The sequence below is a fragment of the Mesorhizobium sp. M7D.F.Ca.US.005.01.1.1 genome (genome assembly GCF_003952545.1).
Taxonomy (GTDB): Bacteria; Pseudomonadota; Alphaproteobacteria; order Rhizobiales; family Rhizobiaceae; genus Mesorhizobium; species Mesorhizobium loti.
Genome location: NZ_CP034453.1, coordinates 2,483,924 through 2,501,587 on the forward strand (window position 1 = coordinate 2,483,924; position 17,664 = coordinate 2,501,587).

13 protein-coding genes and 1 pseudogene are annotated in these 17,664 nt (G+C 62.6%); 13 read left to right on the forward strand and 1 reads right to left on the reverse strand.

Going from position 1 to position 17,664, the window contains the following annotated elements:
- Nucleotides 1-155 precede the first annotated feature (155 nt).
- The gene (locus tag EJ076_RS12050) at nucleotides 156-1,178 is read right to left on the reverse strand and encodes a LacI family DNA-binding transcriptional regulator (protein WP_126067979.1); all 1,023 of its coding nucleotides are present in this window, start codon (nucleotides 1,176-1,178) and stop codon (nucleotides 156-158) included.
- Nucleotides 1,179-1,357: 179 nt separating this feature from the next.
- On the opposite strand from EJ076_RS12050, the gene EJ076_RS12055 reads away from it, so the two are divergent.
- The 13 genes and pseudogenes from EJ076_RS12055 to EJ076_RS12115 all read left to right on the forward strand — a co-directional run bounded on the left by EJ076_RS12055 (nucleotide 1,358) and on the right by EJ076_RS12115 (nucleotide 17,578).
- Nucleotides 1,358-2,575: a CaiB/BaiF CoA-transferase family protein gene (locus tag EJ076_RS12055; RefSeq protein ID WP_126067980.1), complete on the forward strand. Its 1,218-nt coding sequence runs from the start codon at nucleotides 1,358-1,360 to the stop codon at nucleotides 2,573-2,575.
- Nucleotides 2,575-3,405 (forward strand): 3-ketoacyl-ACP reductase, encoded by an 831-nt coding sequence (locus EJ076_RS12060; protein WP_109669915.1) that lies wholly within the window; start codon nucleotides 2,575-2,577, stop codon nucleotides 3,403-3,405. Before EJ076_RS12055 ends, EJ076_RS12060 begins: the two co-directional genes overlap by 1 nt.
- 51 nt (nucleotides 3,406-3,456) lie before the next feature.
- Nucleotides 3,457-4,950, forward strand: coding sequence for a sugar ABC transporter ATP-binding protein (locus EJ076_RS12065; RefSeq protein WP_126067981.1), 1,494 nt, complete (start codon nucleotides 3,457-3,459; stop codon nucleotides 4,948-4,950).
- Between the two features lie 8 nt (nucleotides 4,951-4,958).
- A complete protein-coding gene (locus EJ076_RS12070; protein ID WP_126067982.1) occupies nucleotides 4,959-6,428 on the forward strand; it encodes an aldehyde dehydrogenase family protein in 1,470 nt (489 codons plus the stop codon).
- Nucleotides 6,429-6,436: 8 nt separating this feature from the next.
- Nucleotides 6,437-7,278 (forward strand): annotated as a pseudogene (locus EJ076_RS12075) (HAD family hydrolase).
- Between the two features lies 1 nt (nucleotide 7,279).
- Entirely contained in the window at nucleotides 7,280-8,266 is a 987-nt protein-coding gene (locus tag EJ076_RS12080) for an ABC transporter permease (protein WP_245463025.1), read from the forward strand.
- Between the two features lie 83 nt (nucleotides 8,267-8,349).
- Entirely contained in the window at nucleotides 8,350-9,297 is a 948-nt protein-coding gene (locus tag EJ076_RS12085) for a substrate-binding domain-containing protein (RefSeq protein WP_109669905.1), read from the forward strand.
- Between the two features lie 71 nt (nucleotides 9,298-9,368).
- Entirely contained in the window at nucleotides 9,369-10,334 is a 966-nt protein-coding gene (locus tag EJ076_RS12090; RefSeq protein ID WP_109669903.1) for a dihydrodipicolinate synthase family protein, read from the forward strand.
- Between the two features lie 3 nt (nucleotides 10,335-10,337).
- Entirely contained in the window at nucleotides 10,338-11,114 is a 777-nt protein-coding gene (locus tag EJ076_RS12095) for an enoyl-CoA hydratase-related protein (RefSeq protein WP_126067984.1), read from the forward strand.
- A 77-nt stretch (nucleotides 11,115-11,191) separates the two neighbouring features.
- Nucleotides 11,192-12,805 (forward strand): GMC family oxidoreductase N-terminal domain-containing protein, encoded by a 1,614-nt coding sequence (locus EJ076_RS12100; protein ID WP_126067985.1) that lies wholly within the window; start codon nucleotides 11,192-11,194, stop codon nucleotides 12,803-12,805.
- 19 nt (nucleotides 12,806-12,824) lie between these two features.
- Nucleotides 12,825-13,109, forward strand: a complete 285-nt coding sequence (locus EJ076_RS12105) for a muconolactone Delta-isomerase family protein (protein WP_109669896.1) — start codon at nucleotides 12,825-12,827, stop codon at nucleotides 13,107-13,109.
- Nucleotides 13,110-13,322: 213 nt separating this feature from the next.
- Nucleotides 13,323-14,495 (forward strand): efflux RND transporter periplasmic adaptor subunit, encoded by a 1,173-nt coding sequence (locus EJ076_RS12110; RefSeq protein ID WP_126067986.1) that lies wholly within the window; start codon nucleotides 13,323-13,325, stop codon nucleotides 14,493-14,495.
- Nucleotides 14,492-17,578, forward strand: a complete 3,087-nt coding sequence (locus EJ076_RS12115) for an efflux RND transporter permease subunit (RefSeq protein WP_126067987.1) — start codon at nucleotides 14,492-14,494, stop codon at nucleotides 17,576-17,578. The genes EJ076_RS12110 and EJ076_RS12115 overlap by 4 nt, the downstream gene beginning before the upstream one ends.
- Nucleotides 17,579-17,664 lie beyond the last annotated feature (86 nt).

Here is a 17,664-nt window from a genome sequence, read left to right on the forward strand (position 1 = left end):
AGCCGCGGTCAAACACTCGGCCGCACTATGGAAGCCACTGACGCCTGCCTTTTCAAGATCTTCACTCTCATCGATACTTCGGCAAGAGGCTCCCCTGCTTCTGGGCAGGGCATTCTGATGCGCCGGATCGCTGGGATTTCATTGGCGGCCAGCAACTAACGGGGTGCGACGGCCGTGCTCTCTCGCACAACCAGCCTGATTGCCAGTTCGCGTTGCCTCAGGTGAAGTCGTTGCGCCGGCGAGGCGAGGATATAGTCGGCAGCAATGCGCCCCATGTCGCGCGCAGGCACTTCCAGCGTCGTCAGTTCGGGTGAGGTCAGTTCCGCAATCTCCAGATTGTCGAACCCAACGATCGAAACCTCTCCCGGCACTGCGATGCCCGCTCCGTGACAGTATTTGATTGCGCCAGCGGCGAGGATATCGCTGCCGCAAAAAACGGCGGTTGGTCGCCTCCTGTCTTCCATCACGCGTTTCATCCCCGTCTTGCCGTCGTCCAGTCTGTAGGCGCCCTCGACAACAGGCACCGAGGCGAGATCGATGCCCGAACGTTCGAGTTCGTTCAGGAAGCCGTCGCGGCGCCCGGCCGCGCGATCATTGTCCTGGGTGATACCGGCGATCATCCCGAGCCTGGTGTGGCCGAGATCGAGCAGGTAGCGCGCCGCGGTGCGCCCGGCCTTCTCGTTGTCGAAGCCCACGGCCGCGCCAGCTTCGGTGGCCCTCGACGTGTAAGTGTAGACATAGCCGATCCGCTTCTGCTCGAGCATGGCCAGCGTTTCGGATCGGTGCGTCGAGCCAACAAGGACAATGGATTCGGCACCTCGTTCGACCAGCAGGCGGGCCTGCTCGTACTCGAGGTCGATGTCGTAGGTCGAGGTGTTGATGATGAGGGAGACGTTCTTTTCGGCAAGCCGCGCCTGGAGCCCGTCGACCATCGTGGCATAGATGGCGTGGTCCAATGTCGGGATGATGGCGCCGACCAGCCTTGTCCGGGTCGACCGCAGTGCCCTGGCAGAGCCATTCGGCACATAGCCGAGATCGCGCGCTGCCCGGGCCACGCGCTCCCGCACAGTTTCGTTGACGGTGGGATTGCCGTTGAGGACGCGCGAGACGGTGGCTGGCGAACAGTTCGCCAGCCGCGCCACGTCGATCAGTTTTGCACCACCATCCTCGGTATCCATCGAGCCTCGAATCCGCCGGTTTCGAGAAACCGTTTTCTAGATGACACACTTCTTTTCTCAACGCCACAATCATCTTTCTTTCACAAAAGGCCAATTTCAGGGCTTGACAGCCTTTGGAAAACTTAAGAAAACGATTTCACAAAGCGCGCAACCTATAGCGCGAGACCAAGGGGAGAGAAATGCTCAACGGCATAAAAGTCGTCAGCTTCTGCCATTTTCTGCAGGGGCCCGCAGGGGCTCAATACCTCGCGGACATGGGCGCGGATGTCATCAAGGTCGAACCGATTGACGGCGCCCATGAGCGCCGCTGGTCGGGCGCGGACGTCTATGTCGAAGGTGTCAGCGGCTTTTATCTCTGCGCCAACCGCAACAAACGCTCCATCGGCATCGACCTCAAGAGCGCCGAAGGCAAGCAGGTCGCCCGCCGCCTCATCGCCAGCGCCGACGTGGTGATGGAGAATTTCCGGCCCGGCGTATTCGCCAAGCTCGGCTTTGACGATGAGGCGCTCCGGGTCATCAATCCCAATCTGATTTTCGCCTCGGCGAGCGGTTTTGGCGCGACAGGCCCGATGGCACTGAAGCCCGGCCAGGATCTTCTCGCCCAGGCGCGCTCCGGCCTGATGAGCGTTACCGGAACCCCGCAGCGCGGCCCTACGCCGGTGGGGGCTGCAATCGTCGACCAGCATGGCGGTGCATTGCTTGCAATGGGCATTCTGGGCGCGCTGGTGCGCCGCCTGCGCGACGGCAAAGGTGCGCGCGTCGAGGCAAGCCTGATCAACTCGGCAATCGACCTTCAGGGCGAGGCGCTGGTCAACTACTTCGCTGGCGGCATGACCCGCCAGGTGCTGAACCGCGAGGTGAATCTGGCGACGTGGTTCCATGCCGCGCCCTACGGTGTCTACCCTGCCACCGATGGCCACGTGGTGGTGTCTCTGTGTGATTCTTCCGTGCTGGCCGAAGCGCTCGACAGTGACAGTCTGCGCGAGGCGGTTGGTGTCGACCGCTACGTCGAACGCGACGATTATGCACGCCGGCTGGCCAATGCGACGGCGCGGTTTGCGGTGGCCGAACTTGCCGAGCGCTTTGATCGCCATGGCATCTGGTGGGCGCCCATCAACTATTACGACGATCTGCTGGCCGATCCGCAGCTCAGCCATGCTCAGGTGTTCCGGCAGGTCAGCGTACGTGGCCGCACGATCCATCTGGTCAATCACCCCAACCGCTACGACGGTGAGGTGCCCGCGCTGCGATACCTCGCCTTGGAGATCGGCGAGCACACGCGCGAGATCCTGGACGAGCTTGGCTATGGCGATGGCGAGGTCCAGTGCCTGCTGGCGTCGAAGGCCGTGGTCGCTTCCCGGGAAAAGGATGATGCCGTGGCAAGGAAGGCTTCGTGATGCTGGACCAGACTTCCCCAGCTGCAATCGGCATTGCTGTTCCCGAGCAGGCAGCGTCCATCAACCGCGGACTTGCGCTCGTGACCGGCGGCCGTCGCGGCATCGGCCGGGCGATCTGCGTTGAGCTCGCGCAAGCGGGTTTCGATGTTGCCGTCGTCGACGTCGTCGATGACGGAAACGCCAGCGAGACCGTGGATCTCGTGCGCAAGCATGGGCGAAATGCCGCTTTCTACCACAAGGACATTTCCGAAACGGCAGACAATTCGGCACTCGTCCAGCGCATCGAAGGAGATCTGGGCGAGCTGACCTGCCTCGTCAACAATGCCGGTGTGCAAGTGTCCGTGCGCGGCGATCTTCTCGATGTCACCGAGGAGAGCTTTGATCGGCTGGTCGGCGTCAATTTGCGCGGCACATTTTTCTTCACCCAGGCGGTGGCCCGCGCCATGCTTGCCCGGCCGCAGACCCTGGTCGAGCGCTCCGTCGTCACGATCACGTCGGCGAATGCCGGTCTCGTCTCGCCGGAAAAAGGGCCGTACTGCATATCCAAGGCCGGACTGTCTATGGCCTCGCAGCAGTTTGCCATTCGTCTGGCGGATGCGGGCATCCGGGTCCACGAGATTCGCCCCGGCCTGATCCAGACCGACATGACCGCCGACGTCTATGAGAAATACTCGGCGCAGGTCGAGGCCGGGCAGCTCTCGGCGATCAGGCGATGGGGCCAACCCGAAGATATCGCCCGCGGCGTGGCGACACTGGCCATCGGTGGCATGCCATTCAGCACCGGGGACATCTACCACATCGGCGGCGGCATGCAGATGCACCGTTTGTGAGCTTTTTTTGAGTGGGCCGAGAAAACGATTTCTCGGTTTGGAGATGACGTGATGAAGGACGCAGTTCTCGAAATGCGCGGCATCCATAAGCGCTTTCCGGGTGTGTATGCGCTGAACAATGTCAGCTTCGCCGTGCACAAGGGCAGCGTGCATGGCGTGATCGGCGAAAATGGCGCCGGCAAGTCGACGCTGATGCGCGTCCTGTCAGGCGCATTCCTGGCCAATGAAGGGCAGGTTGTCATCGACGGGAATGTGGTGGCTACTCCCACGCCAGAGCGCATGCTTGAGCTTGGGATTGCGGTCATCTACCAGGAGCTCGCCCAGGCTCCGCACCTGACGGTCGCAGAGAACATTTTCCTCGGGCGCCTTCCTAGAACACGGCTGGGCACCATCGACTGGCGCCGGGCGAAAACCTTGGCACAGGAGGTCCTCGACAGGCTGGGTTTCCGTGTCGATCCGGCCGTCCGCATCGACACCATCAGCGTCGCGCAGCGCCAGATGGTCGAGATCGCGAAGGCGATTGCCCGCGAGGCCCGTATCGTCGTGCTCGACGAGCCTTCCGCCGTCCTGGGCGACGCCGAGCTTGAACACCTTTTCAGGACGATCAGGCGGCTGAGCAGCGAGCACGGTGTTTCGTTCATCTACATCACGCATCGCCTGAGAGAGCTTTATGAGATCTGCGATGAGGTCACCGTCCTGCGAGACGGAAAGGTCGTCGCCTCCATGCCGATTGGCCAGACGACCACGACCGATCTCATCCGCCATATGGTCGGGCGTGAACTCAAGGACGTCTTTCCGCCGCGCGCGCAACCGGGTGACGGAATTCGTCTTGAGGTGCGCAACCTGTCGCGGAGCGGCGTGCTGAAGGATATCTCCTTCGATGTCCGGCGGGGCGAGATCGTCGGCATCTGCGGGCTTGCCGGCGCGGGCCGGACCGAAGTGCTGCGTGCCATCGCCGGCGCCGATCCAATTGATGGTGGTGAAATTAGGATCGACGGCCAACTCGTCGTCCTCGACGGGCCGCGCCGGGCGCTTGCGCACGGCGTCGGCCTGCTGCCAGAGGATCGCAAGATCGAGGGGCTGTTCCTCGACCAGTCGGTCGCATTCAACGTCACCGTTTCGCAGATGATGTCGTTGACCCGCAGCGGCCTGATCAGCGGCCGTCGCGAGCACGAGGCTGTCTCCCGGTTCATTCAGCAGATGCGCATCAAGACGCCAAGCCCCAGCACCAAGGTCCGCACGCTGTCGGGCGGCAATCAGCAGAAATGCGGCATTGCCCGTCAACTGCATGCGGGGACGGAAATCCTGCTGGTCGACGAACCGACGCGCGGCGTCGACGTCGCAGCCAAGCGCGAAATCTACGATCTGCTCGCCGAACTGACATCGAAGCAAGGGGCAAGCGTCGTGATGGTCTCATCCGAATTGCCGGAAATTCTCGGCCTCTGCAATCGCATCATCGTCATGCGCGAGGGAACCATTTCAGCGGTTCTCGAGGGCGAGCACGCGACCGAGGAAACAATCATGGCCCACGCGGTCTGGCAGTGAGGAACGACATGAGTACGCGCAGCTACCAACAATTCATCGGCGGGCGGTTTGTCGAGAATTCAGGCTCCGGCTCGATCGAGCGCCGGTCCCCGGCAAGCGGAGACCTGGTCGCCCGCTTCGCCGATGGCACGCCCGAGGATGTCGATCTTGCCGTGGAGGCGGCGCGCATCGCTTTCGAGGAAGGGCCGTGGCCGCGTAGAAGCGGCATGGAGCGCGCCGAGGTCCTGAACCGCCTTGCCGATCTGATCCACATCAACCGCGACCGGCTGGTCAGGATTGAGGTCGAGGAAGCAGGCAAACCGATCCGCTTCGCGCGCGGCGACATCGATGGTGCCGCCGGCCTGACGCGCTACGCCGCGTCGCTCGCAATGCAGATGTCCGGCCTCACCTATACGAACATCGGCGACGGCAAGACGGCGCTGATCAGCCGCGAAGCGATCGGTGTCGTGGCACTCGTCACGCCATGGAATTTCCCGGCGCTGATCCTGTCGCAGAAAGTCCCGTTTGCGCTCGCCGCCGGCTGCACTGTGGTGCTGAAACCATCGGAGTTCACTTCGGGCTCCGCGTTCGAGATTGCCGCGCTAGCGGCGGAGGCCGGCGTGCCGGCCGGCGCCTTCAATGTCGTCAGCGGCTATGGCGCAACCGCCGGCGACCATCTGACCGGGCACCCGGGCATCGACTTTGTGTCCTTCACCGGTTCGACACGCACCGGCAGCCGCGTCGTCGGCAACACGTCCCGTCACCTGGTCAAATCCTCGGTCGAGCTGGGCGGCAAGTCGGCCAATATTGTCTTTGCCGATGCGGATCTGGAAGCCGCGGCGGACGGCGCGCTGATGGGCGTGTTCTTCAACAATGGCGAGTGCTGCGTTTCCGGTTCGCGCCTGTTCGTGCAATCCTCCATCGCCGACGATTTCATCGCCAAGGTGGTCGCGCGCTCCCGCAAGATGAAGGTCGGTGACCCATTCGACGACGACACGGATATCGGCGCGCTGATCGATCACAACCATCTGGCCAAGGTGGCCGGCTTCGTCAAAAGCGGGGTCGAGGACGGTGCCCAACTCGTACTCGGTGGCAACGTAGCGACAAAGGCGGGCGGTCACTTTCACGAAGCGACCATCTTCGACCGGGTCGAGCCTCATATGACGATCTTCCGCGAGGAGATCTTTGGCCCGGTGCTGAGCATCACCCGGTTCGATACGGTGGATGACGCGGTGCGGTTGGCCAACGACACCGCCTATGGGCTGTCCAACTACATCTGGTCCAAGAACATCGACACAGTTCTGACCGTCGCCAAACGCCTGAAAAGCGGCTGGGTGCAGGCCAACACAATCATCGACGGTGCGCCGCAGCTGCCGCTCACCGGGGTGAAGGGGTCCGGCTTCGGCTACGAGATGGGTCAGGCCGGCTTCGAGGAGTTCACCCAGCTCAAGACACTACTCATCCAGACCGGGCCGCGCGCTCCGGTGTTTCCGGTCTGAGGCGAGCCATGACCATTCCGCGCCTCATCGTCACCGATGTCGACCGTACCTTGCTTACACGCGACCATATACTGCCGCAGCGTGTGGCCGACGCGCTGGGCATGGTGCGGAAGGCAGGCATCACCGTTGTTCTGGCGACGGCGCGCTCGCCGCTTGGCGTGAAGCCATACGCGGAACGGCTCGGAGTTGCCAACCTCGTCATCTGCTTCAACGGCGCCTGGATCGGCGATGTCTCGACCGGCATCGCGCTGTCGGAGCAGCGGATCGGTCGCGCCGATGCGCTGCACGCCATGACATTGGCTCAGGCTGCCGGCGTGCGGCCGATGTGGTTCACCGGCACCGCCATTCACGCGCTTGCCGAAGACCCGCTTATCGTCCGCGAAGCCGCCGTGACCAACGAGCCTTTGCTGTTGACGGACGCGATTGAAGACCTGCCGGGGACGCCGGGCAAGATCATGTGCGTTGCAGCTCAGCCGGCCGATCATGGGGCCTTTGGAGCGCTGCGCGAAAAGCTCGGCAACTGCCTGTCGGTGTCGGGATCGCATCCGCGTCTGCTCGAAATCGGACCGGCAGACGCCTCCAAGAAGGTCGCCATCGCGACCGTTGCGGCCAAGCTGGGAATTCCAGCGGGAGACTGCGCCGCTGCCGGCGACGCCAAAACGATCTCGCCATGCTGGCCTGGGCCGGAATGGCGGTCACGGTCGGCAACGCGATTCCGGAGGCCAAGCGCTTGGCACAGTTCGTCGGACCGTCCTGCGACGTTGGGGGACTGGCCGATGCGGTGGCCTGGCTGATGCAGCCGAAACTAACCCTCGCAACGGCTGACCAAACGGGAGGAAGGAATGGTTGAGATGACAACTGGACATGGATTGGCGTCGATCCGGCCGGGGTCGGTGGGACGCCTGCGAGGCTGGGCGCAAAGCCTTGGCCTGCTCTGGGTCCTGATCGTGTTGTGCGCCTTCGCGGTGTATCTGTCGCCGAGCTTCATCCAGACCGGCAACATCTTGAATGTCGGCCGCCAGGTCGCGCTGTTTGGCATCGTCAGCGTCGGCATGACCTTCGTCATTCTGACGCGCGGCATCGATCTTTCTGTCGGCTCCATCGTTGGCGTCGTCGCGGTTGCCACTGCGCTCCTGCTCTCGTCGGGCGTTCCGATCCCGTTGGCGGTGATCGCGGCGCTGGGGATGGGAGCCTTGTTCGGCACCATCAACGGAGCCGGTGTCGTTTTCTTCGGCATGCCGCCCTTCATCATGACCCTCGGCACGCTGGTGATGGGGCGTGGCATCGCCATGACCATCGCCAACGGCGAACCGAAGACGCTAGGCGATGCTTCGGATGCTTTCTCCTATCTGGGCAGCGGTTTTCTCCTCGGCATTCCCGTGCCGATCTGGATCTTCGTTGCCATCGCGGCCGCGGCTTTCGTCATCCTGCGACACACGCCTTTCGGTCGCCAGATCTACGCGGTCGGTTCAAACACCGAAGCGGCACGGCTTGCCGGCATCAACGTGCCGCGTGTGCTGATGTCGGTCTATGCCATCTCCGGAGTGCTGTCGGCGCTGACCGCCCTGGTTTTTGTCTCGCGGCTTACCGTTGGTGAGCCCACCGCCGGCACCAATCTGGAGCTTGAGGCCATTTCGATCGTCGTTATCGGCGGCACCAGCCTGTTTGGCGGCGAAGGCGGCGTGATCGGTACCGTGATCGGCGCCGCGATCATTGCTGTCATGGCTAATATATTGAATTTGCTAGGCATATCGCCTTTCACGCAGCAGATCGTGAAGGGCGCCATCATCATCGCTGCGGTGATGTTCGAGGTCTACCGTCGCAAAAGACGGTCCTGACATCCATGCGCGGCGGCACTTGCCGGAAGGGCTGGCCGTCGCGCTTTGGAGCCTGAAATGAAAAACAATGGAGGAGTGAAAAAATGACCAGTCGCAGACATTTCCTACAAACCACTGCAATAGCCGCAACCTTGGTATTGGGCGGCATGATGCCGGGCCTGGCTTTGGCTCAGGAGAAAATCAAGATCGGCTTCAGCCAAGGCACCATGAACCATCCTTGGCGCGTGGCCATGGTGGAGGGCAACAAGAAGTACGCAGCCGAGCATTATCCGGATGTCGATCTCATCGTCACTGACGGTAACAATGATGCTTCCAAGCAGGTGGCCGATGTCGAAAGCCTGATCGCACAAGGCATCAAGGTGCTGATGATCTCGCCCCTGACGGAGCAGGCACTGACGCCGGTCGTCAAGGAAGCAATGGACGCTGGCATCAAGGTTGTGACGCTCGACCGCAAGGTCAACACGCCCGTCACCGTCCATGTCGGTGGCGAGAACCTGCCGCTCGGCGTTGGCGCTGGCGAATTCCTCGCGAAGAAACTGAACGGCAAGGGCAACATCATCGAGTTGCAGGGGACGGCTGGGGCATCGGCCACCATCGATCGCAACAAGGGATTTGCCGAAGCGATAGCAAAGCACCCCGACATGAAGGTGATTGCATCGCAGAACTGTGACTATACCCGCGACAAGGCGGTGAAGTTCATGGAGGACATGGTGCAGCGCTTTGGGCCTGGCCAGATCCAGGCCGTGTACGCGCACAATGACGAGATGGCGCTCGGCGCGATCCAGGTACTGGAGGCCGCCGGGCGGCTCAATGAAGTGGCGGTGGTCGGTATCGACGGCCAGGAAACGGCCTTCGAGGCGGTCAAACAGGGCAAGCTCGCCGCAACCTTCGTCTATCCTTTCGTGGCGCCGGAAGGGATCGAGACCGCCTACAAGGTGGCCAAGGGTGAGGAGGTCCCTGAGACGATCACCCTGCCCACGGTTTCGGTGACGCCCGACAACATCGCCGACATGATCGGCAAGGGCTTCTGAGACAGTCTTCCACGAACAAGGGGACGCCGCCCGATCACGCGGCGTCCCACAATCTCGAAAAAGGAATTCCGATGACGAGCGACAAGAAACCGTTTGCTGCCCATGGCGTCATTCCGGCCTGCCTGATGCCGTTCACCGCCGATCTGGATGTTGACGAAAGTGCCTACCGCAAGCACCTCGCTGACGTCTCCTCGGTCGAAGGCATCTCCGGCATCACCATCAATGGTCATGCGGCCGAAGTGCATGCGCTCACCATCGACGAACAATACCGCGCGATCGTGATAACCAAGGATGTGCTGCAGGACCAGGTTCCGACTATTGTCGGTGTCTATACAAACTCCAGCCTTGAGGCCGCACGTATCGCCGCCTACGCGGAGCGGGAGGGTGCCGACGCGCTGCTGGTTTTCCCGCCTGACTTCATGACGCTCGGTGGCCACCTACGGCCGGAGATGATCGTCGAGCATCTCAAGCGCATCACAGATGCGTCCAAACTGCCGATCATCCTGTTCCAGTACCCACTGGCATCGAACCTTGCTTACCCACTGCCGACGTTGCTCGAACTCTGCCGCCGCTTTCCCTCGATCGTCGCGATCAAGGACCAGTGCGGCGATGGCAATTTGCATGAACGCCAAATACGCGACCTGAAAGCTCTCGACCGTCAGGTCAACACCCTTACCACCCACAGTGCCTGGCTGCTCGGCTCCCTGGCACTTGGCTGCGACGGGCTTCTGTCGGGCGCCGGCAGTGTCATTGCCAGCCTTCAGGTTGCGCTGTTTCGTGCCGTGCAAGCAAACGATCTCAAGGCGGCTAAGGCGATCAACGATCGCATCTACCCGACAGTCAGGGCCTTTTACGACGCGCCGCTTCTCGATATGCACAATCGCATGAAGGAGGCTCTGGTGCTGCTCGGACGGCTGGATGAATCCCATGTCCGTCCACCTCTGATGAAGCCCGCACCAGCCGAGATCGAGAAGATACGCGCCCTGCTGGCCAAGGCCGGCCTGCGTTCGGACACGCTGTATAGGAAGGTTGCCTGATCGATGACGGATCGCCTTGTGCAGGCATCAGAACCAGCGCCGGGCATACGGCTGCTGACGCTCAATCGGCCTGAAAAGCTGAACGCGCTTTCCAAGGCGCTGCTCGGTGAACTGCGCGATTTGCTCGCCAGCTATGATGCCGATGCGGCAGTCGGTTGCTTGGTGCTGACAGGTGCTGGCCGCGCCTTCGCGGCGGGCGCCGATATTTCCGACATGCTGGAGCGCGGCGTCGCCTCTTACACCGATCCCGACCGACTGGCCTGCTGGCGCGCCATAGAGGCATTCTCCAAGCCCATCATCGCCGCCGTCAATGGTTATGCTCTGGGCGGCGGGCTGGAGCTCGCGCTGCTGTGCGACATCATCATTGCTTCGCAGACAGCTCAATTCGCGACGCCGGAAATCAAGATCGGTTCATTCCCTGGCGATGGCGGCACGCAGCGCCTGCCGCGCCTGGTCGGCAAATCCTTTGCCATGCAGATGGTGCTGACAGGCGACATGGTCGATGCGGCGCTCGCGGAGCGCAAAGGACTTGTCAGCGAGGTCGTGGCGGCCGACAGGCTCCTGCCGCGCGCGCTGGAGATCGCCGCTGCCATCGCCGCCAAGTCAGTTGCCATCACGCCCTATGCCAAGAAGGCCGTTCAGGCGGCATTCGAAAGCGACCTGCAAAACGGGCTCGAGATCGAGCACCGGCTGGCCGTCGAGGCGTTCGGCAAGGAGGACCGGATTGAAGGGCTGCGAGCCTTTGCCGAGAAACGGGCGCCGGTCTTCAGGGGCGAATAGGACTGAGGAGCAAGGGCCGGCGGCCGGTCTCGCGGCGCCGGTGAACAGGCGCCTTCGGGCGCGAGTGGAGGCAGAATATGTGGGATTACATCATTGTCGGCGCAGGCTCGGCCGGTTGCGTGCTGGCCAACCGCTTGTCCGAGGATCCCGACGTCAAGGTCCTGCTGCTGGAAGCCGGCAGCCGGGATTGGAATCCGATGATCCATATTCCTGGCGGCATCGGCAAGCTGTTTGGGCCGGGCGTCAACTGGCGGTTCCACACGGTGCCGCAGACGAACCTCGACAACCGCTCTATCTGGTATCCGCAAGGCAAGACGCTCGGCGGGTCGAGCTCAATCAACGCAATGATCTATATCCGATGCCAAAAGGAGGACTACGACAATTGGGCAGCACTCGGAAACGACGGCTGGGCTTATGAGGATATCTTGCCCTATTTCCGCAAATCCGAGGACAATGACCGGCTTGCCAATCGCTATCATGGCCAGGGTGGTCCACTCGCGGTGTCGGATCAGGTCGGCCCGCATCCATTGACCCGGGCCTTTGTCCGCGCCGTGCAACAATATGGGCTGCCCTACAATCCAGACTTCAACGGCGACACCATGTATGGTGCAGGCTTCTACCAGGTCACCTGCCGCGACGGGCGCCGCCGCTCATCGGCTGTGTCCTATCTGCACCCGGTTAGCGGCCGCCCCAATCTGACGGTCATGACACACGCCCGGGTCGCACGGATCGTTGTCGAGAAAGGCCGCGCCGTCGGCGTCGAACTTTCCGAGGGTAAGTCGCGGAAGGTGCTGCGCGCCGAAAGCGAGGTGATCCTATCGGCAGGGGCCATAAACTCGCCGCGCTTGCTGATGCTGTCGGGTATTGGACCGGCCGACGAGTTGAAAGCTCTCGGCATCGCGCCGGTCGCCGATCTCAGCGGTGTCGGCCGGAACCTGCAGGATCATCTCTGCACCAACGTCCATCTGACGCTCAGGGATCCGATCAGCTATGACGGCGAGGATCGCTATCCCAAGGCGCTGCTGCACGGCATACGGTGGCTGCTCTATCGCAATGGCCCTGCCGCCTCGGTCATCGTCGAGGGCGGTGGCTTCTTCCAGAGCGACGGAGCGACGCGGCCCGACCTTCAGATTCACATCGCGCCAGCGATGGTGGTGCGCGGCGGCCAGACGCGGCTCGACGGGCATGGCTTTACCATCAATTCGACATTCCTTCGGCCGCGCAGCATTGGATCCGTCAAGCTGCGCTCATCAAACCCCGCCGACGAGCCGCTGGTCGACCCCAATTATCTGTCCGACCCCTATGATCGCGGCATGGCGCTGAAATCAGTGCGGATCATCCGGGAGGTGCTGACACAAAGCGAGATCGCCAAGTTCATCAAGGTCGAACGGTTGCCAGGGCCGACTGCGAAGACCGACGAGGAACTGATGGCCTACATCAGGCAATATGCCTGCTGCGACTATCACCCAGTCGGCACCTGCAAGATGGGCGTCGACGAGACCGCGGTCGTCGATCCCGAACTGCGCGTGCGCGGAATCGACGGTCTGCGGGTGATCGACTCGTCGATCATGCCAGTCCTGATCAGCGGCAACACGAATGGGCCAACGATGATGATCGGCGAAAAGGGCGCCGATCTGATCAAGGGGGTGCAGTCTGCACGCGCCCGCCACATGGTCGCAGCAGTAGCGTAAGTTTTCGGAGACCAGGCCGGTGCAATTTCTTGTTTTGTCTCGCCGTCGCACGGAACAGTTCAGCGATGCTGATTTCGATCTATTGGTCCCAGACGAGGCTGCACAGGCGCGTCATCTCTACAAGATCGGCTTCACACGCCAGATCTGGCATCGTGGCGACAGGCCCGGTGCCTGTCAGATCGTCGAGGCGAGGGACGAGAGCGAGGTTCGCAAGAAGCTGGCGACGTTGCCCCTGGCAAAGGCGGCGATGCTCGACTTCGAAATCATTCCGCTAAAGCCCTATGCCGGTTTCATTTCGTTGTGAACGCCGCCTTGGCAATATCCTCTTGCACGCGGCAGGGTGCGCGGGGTGGCGCGCCTCCAGCGCTGCTGCCGCTGCGGTCGTTGAACTGAGGCAGGATCCGAACGCCCAAGCCGCTCATCAATTTGGAGAGGAAAGCGACCGCGGACCTAAAACACGTAAGCCGCCCCGCGTTGCGACAGGCTGCTGCAATAGTCCCCTGTCATTTGGGCAAGCATGACACGCCCCTTTTGCTACCAATGCGGCAGCGCAGCCGCCCTTGCCATCACTTTTTTGGTCAGCGCCAGCACCACTCACAGCGCCGGCGGCACCGCCGCTGCCACCGTACAGACGGAGGCGGCCAAGCGCATGGTATCGACCTTTGTCGTTGCAAGCGGCATGAGCGAATGGACGCTGTCGTTCAGTGGCGTTCTCGCTGCCCGCGAGGAGGTTGCAGTCGGTGCTCCGCAGCAGGACCAGCGCATATCAGGCGTCGACGTCGAGGTCGGCGATCGTGTCAAAGCCGGGCAGGTTCTGGTGCGGCTCGACACGGCCATGCTCGACAATCAACTGCGCGAGGCCGAAGGCCGCGTCGCACGCGCAAGTGCTGCTGTCGCCCAGCAGCAGGCAACGGCCGCGCAGGCGCAAGCCGCACTGGAGCGCGCCAGCCGGCTCAAGGCATCCGGGACGGTTTCCGGGCAGGTCTATGACGAACGCACGTCGGCAGCAGCGGTCGCCCACCAGGGCGTCGCCGTGGCACAGGCCGAACTCAGTCAGGCCGAAGCCCAGCTCTCGGAATCCCGCCGGCTGCGCGAACGCGCCGTCGTCGTGGCGCCTGTGGGCGGCGTCGTCTCAGAACGCCATGCCAATGCCGGTGCACTCACCGGATCGGAGCCGCTGGTCCGCTTGATCCGCGATGGCGAGGTCGAACTGGCCGCCGACATTCCTGAAAGCGAGCTGCCACAATTGGCCGTTGGCCAGCCGGCTGAAGTGAGACTTCCCGGCAGCGACGGCGCGATCAGCGGCAAGGTGCGGATGATAACGCCAAAGATCGATCGCGACACCCGTCTTGGCGGGGCCAGGATCGCGCTTGAGTACGATTCCGCGCTGTTCCCTGGCGCCTTTGGCCGGGCCGAAATTGTGGTGGCGAAGCGTGAGGCCATCGTCATCGACGATTCAGCACTTCTTTATGACAGCGAAAGCGACAAGACCTCGGTCTTTGTGGTCGAGCATGGTCGGGCGATGCTGCGTGCGGTCGAAACCGGCCTGCGGGACAATGGCCGGCTCGAAATCGTTGCCGGTCTAGAGGCAGGCGACGTCGTCGTCGCCAAGGCCGGTGCGTGGCTGCGCGAAGGCGATGCGGTGGCGACCGTCGACATCGGTGCGATCACCGGAAGTATCCGCCCATGATCAGCAACATCTCCGCTTGGGCGATCCGCAAACCGGTGCCCACCATCGTGCTGTTTGTCGTCGTCACGCTGGCCGGATTGGCGGCGTTTCTGCGCCTGCCGGTCAATGCCAATCCGAGCCTGTCGTTTCCGATCGTCACCGTCACCGTGTCGCAAGCAAGTGCGGCACCGGCCGAGATGGAAAGCCAGGTCACGCGCCGCATCGAAGGGGCCGCCTCCGGTCTCGCCGGGGTCAACCACATCTCCTCGACAATCAAAGATGGCGTGTCGACGACCACTGTCGAGTTCAAGATCGGCATAGATCCCGACCGGGCGACCAGTGACGTCCGCGAGGCCGTCGGCCAGGTCAGGTCCGATCTGCCGCAATCGATCCAGGAGCCGATCGTCTCGCGTGTCGATGTCGAGGGTGGGGCGATCCTCTATTACACGGTGCAAGCACCCAACATGTCGGTGCTCGACGCGTCGTGGTTCGTAGAAGACACGATCAACCGCGAGCTTCTCGCCCTTCCCGGCGTCCAGAAGGTCGAGCGTCTCGGCGGCGTCAATCGAGAGATAACCGTCTCGCTCGACCCCGACCGGTTGCTGGCGCTGGGTGTGACGGCGGACCAGGTCAATTCTGCGCTACGCCAGATCAACGTCAATGTTCCAAGCGGCCGCGGCGAGATCGGCCAAAGGGAGCAGTCGATCCGCACTTTGGGCAGCGTAGGATCGCTCAACGAGCTGTCTGGCCTTTCGGTTTCCTTGCCGGGAAACCGCTGGGTGCAACTCCGCAACATCGCCACGATCAAGGATGGGCCGGCCGAGCCGCGCGGCTTTGCGCGTTTCAATGGCGAAGCCGTCGTCGGGTTTTCCGTCTCCCGCGCCAAGGGCCACAGCGACACAGCCGTCGCCGCCCGCGTGACCAAGCGGCTGGCCGAAATTGCGGCACGCACCCCCGACGTTGCGTTCAACGAGGTCATCTCCAATGTCGAATACACAATGGCGAGCTACAACGCCGCTGTCACCGCACTTGTCGAGGGCGCGGTCCTGACCGTGGTTGTGGTGTTACTGTTTTTGCGCAATTGGCGTGCCACGCTGATTGCCGCAGTGGCGATACCGCTGTCGATCCTGCCGACCTTCGCGATCATGGATCTCCTCGGCTTCACGCTGAACAGCGTCAGTCTCCTGGCGCTGACGCTGGTGGTTGGCATTCTGGTCGACGACGCCATCGTCGAGATCGAAAACATCGAACGCCATATCGACATGGGCAAAAGGCCGTATCTGGCCTCGATCGAGGCGGCGGATGCGATTGGCCTGGCAGTCGTTGCCACAACCTTGACCATTGTCGCGGTGTTTGCGCCGGTCAGCTTCATCGGTGGTGCTGTGGGCCAATATTTCAGGCAGTTTGGCGTGACGGTCGCTGTCGCCGCGCTGATTTCGCTGGTGGTGGCTAGATTGCTCACGCCGCTGATGGCGGCCTATCTGTTGCAGCCGAAGGCTGCTGGAAACCAAAGGGCTGGGCCATCGTGGCTGTCGCTGTGGTATCTTTCCGTGCTGGGCTGGACGCTCGACCATCGCAAGACGACATTTGGCCTGGTCGCCGTGTTCTTTGCTGGCTCGGTCTTCCTTCTGACCCAGTTGCCGACCGGCTTCGTGCCGACCGGCGACAGCAACGTCTCGCAGGTCCAGGTGACGTTGCCGCCGGGCACGCGGCTGGAGGAGACCGCGCGGGTTTCCGACACCATCGTGCGCGACCTCAGGGCGCGGTCGGACGTCGCAAACGTTCTGGTGACCACCGACGACGTCAACAAGGTGACCTTGCTCATCAAGCTCAAGCCGCGCAGTGAGAGGCAGCTCGACCGCAAGTCGTTCGAGCTTGCCGCGCTTCCGATCCTGGCCAAGACACCCGATATACGGTTCACCTTCGTTTCGGATTCTGGCGGCAAGGAAGTCTCGATCTATCTGGCCGGCAACAATCCTGAAGAACTGAACAGGGCTGCGCACCAGCTCGAGACTGAAATGCGGGCGATGCCGGAACTGGCCAATGTGTTGTCCAACCAGGCATCGCTGGCTCCCGAACTGCTGGTCAAGCCGCGCCTGGACGAGGCAGCCCGCCTTGGTGTGTCTGTGATGTCGCTGGGCACCGTGGCGCGCATTGCCACGCTCGGCGAAACCGACTCCAATTCGGCCCAGTTCAACCTTGGCGACCGGCTGGTGCCGATCCGCGTGCTGCTCGACAAATCGGCGCGTGGCGACCTCGAAACCTTGCGCAAACTGCGTGTCGGCACGGCCGACGGCAAGGTCGTGCCGCTGACTTCGGTCGCCGACATTTCGTTCGGCGCCGAGGAAGGCGAGGTGCAACGCCTCGACCGCAAGCGCCTGGTCGCGGTCGAGGCCAATCTGAACGGGGTCGTGTTTGGCGATGCGATGAAAGCGGTCGCCGCACTGCCGGCGCTGAAGAACCTTCCCGCCAGCGTCAGCCACATCGAATATGGCGCTACGGAAGAGATGACGCAGATGTTCCGCGGCTTCGCACTGGCGCTGGTGGCCGGAATTCTGATGGTCATGGCGGTGCTGGTGCTTTTGTTCAGGAACTTCCTGCAGCCGCTTACCATCCTGATCGCCTTGCCGTTGTCGCTCGGCGGCGCTGCCCTAGCGCTACTGCTCTATGGCGCAGCCCTCGACCTGTCGTCGACAATCGGCATCCTGATGCTGATGGGCATCGTCTGCAAGAACTCGATCCTGCTGGTCGACTATGCCATCGAAAGCCAGGCCGAGGGCATGGACCGGCGCGCCGCACTGATGAAGGCAGGCATAGCGCGTGCCCGCCCGATCATCATGACCACGATCGCCATGGTGGCCGGCATGATGCCTGCGGCGATCGGCGTCGGCGCCGATGCCAGCTTCCGCGCGCCGATGGCCGTTGCGGTGATCGGCGGGCTGATCACCTCGACCCTGCTCAGCCTGATGGTCGTGCCGGTCATGTTCACCACCATGGACGATCTGAACGTCTGGCTTGGCCGTCGCCTGAAGCGGCTTACCTCGGTCACGGAGGCAGATCTTGCCGCCGGCGCGCTGATCGCCGAACGCGGGAAGGCGGCCTGATTTGGGTCCGGTCGTAGCGCCGTGCGTCCTGTCGGAGGCACGGCTTCGGTCATATCGGGTTGCGATACGCTTGAAGCTCTTGATGG

What these genes read in the sequence shown, in the direction of transcription:
- EJ076_RS12050 (WP_126067979.1), bottom strand. Translation starts at nt 1,178, where the DNA reads ATGGATACCGAGGATGGTGGTGCAAAACTGATCGACGTGGCGCGGCTG.
- EJ076_RS12055 (WP_126067980.1), top strand. Translation starts at nt 1,358, where the DNA reads ATGCTCAACGGCATAAAAGTCGTCAGCTTCTGCCATTTTCTGCAGGGG.
- EJ076_RS12060 (WP_109669915.1), top strand. Translation starts at nt 2,575, where the DNA reads ATGCTGGACCAGACTTCCCCAGCTGCAATCGGCATTGCTGTTCCCGAG.
- EJ076_RS12065 (WP_126067981.1), top strand. Translation starts at nt 3,457, where the DNA reads ATGAAGGACGCAGTTCTCGAAATGCGCGGCATCCATAAGCGCTTTCCG.
- EJ076_RS12070 (WP_126067982.1), top strand. Translation starts at nt 4,959, where the DNA reads ATGAGTACGCGCAGCTACCAACAATTCATCGGCGGGCGGTTTGTCGAG.
- EJ076_RS12080 (WP_245463025.1), top strand. Translation starts at nt 7,280, where the DNA reads ATGACAACTGGACATGGATTGGCGTCGATCCGGCCGGGGTCGGTGGGA.
- EJ076_RS12085 (WP_109669905.1), top strand. Translation starts at nt 8,350, where the DNA reads ATGACCAGTCGCAGACATTTCCTACAAACCACTGCAATAGCCGCAACC.
- EJ076_RS12090 (WP_109669903.1), top strand. Translation starts at nt 9,369, where the DNA reads ATGACGAGCGACAAGAAACCGTTTGCTGCCCATGGCGTCATTCCGGCC.
- EJ076_RS12095 (WP_126067984.1), top strand. Translation starts at nt 10,338, where the DNA reads ATGACGGATCGCCTTGTGCAGGCATCAGAACCAGCGCCGGGCATACGG.
- EJ076_RS12100 (WP_126067985.1), top strand. Translation starts at nt 11,192, where the DNA reads ATGTGGGATTACATCATTGTCGGCGCAGGCTCGGCCGGTTGCGTGCTG.
- EJ076_RS12110 (WP_126067986.1), top strand. Translation starts at nt 13,323, where the DNA reads ATGACACGCCCCTTTTGCTACCAATGCGGCAGCGCAGCCGCCCTTGCC.
- EJ076_RS12115 (WP_126067987.1), top strand. Translation starts at nt 14,492, where the DNA reads ATGATCAGCAACATCTCCGCTTGGGCGATCCGCAAACCGGTGCCCACC.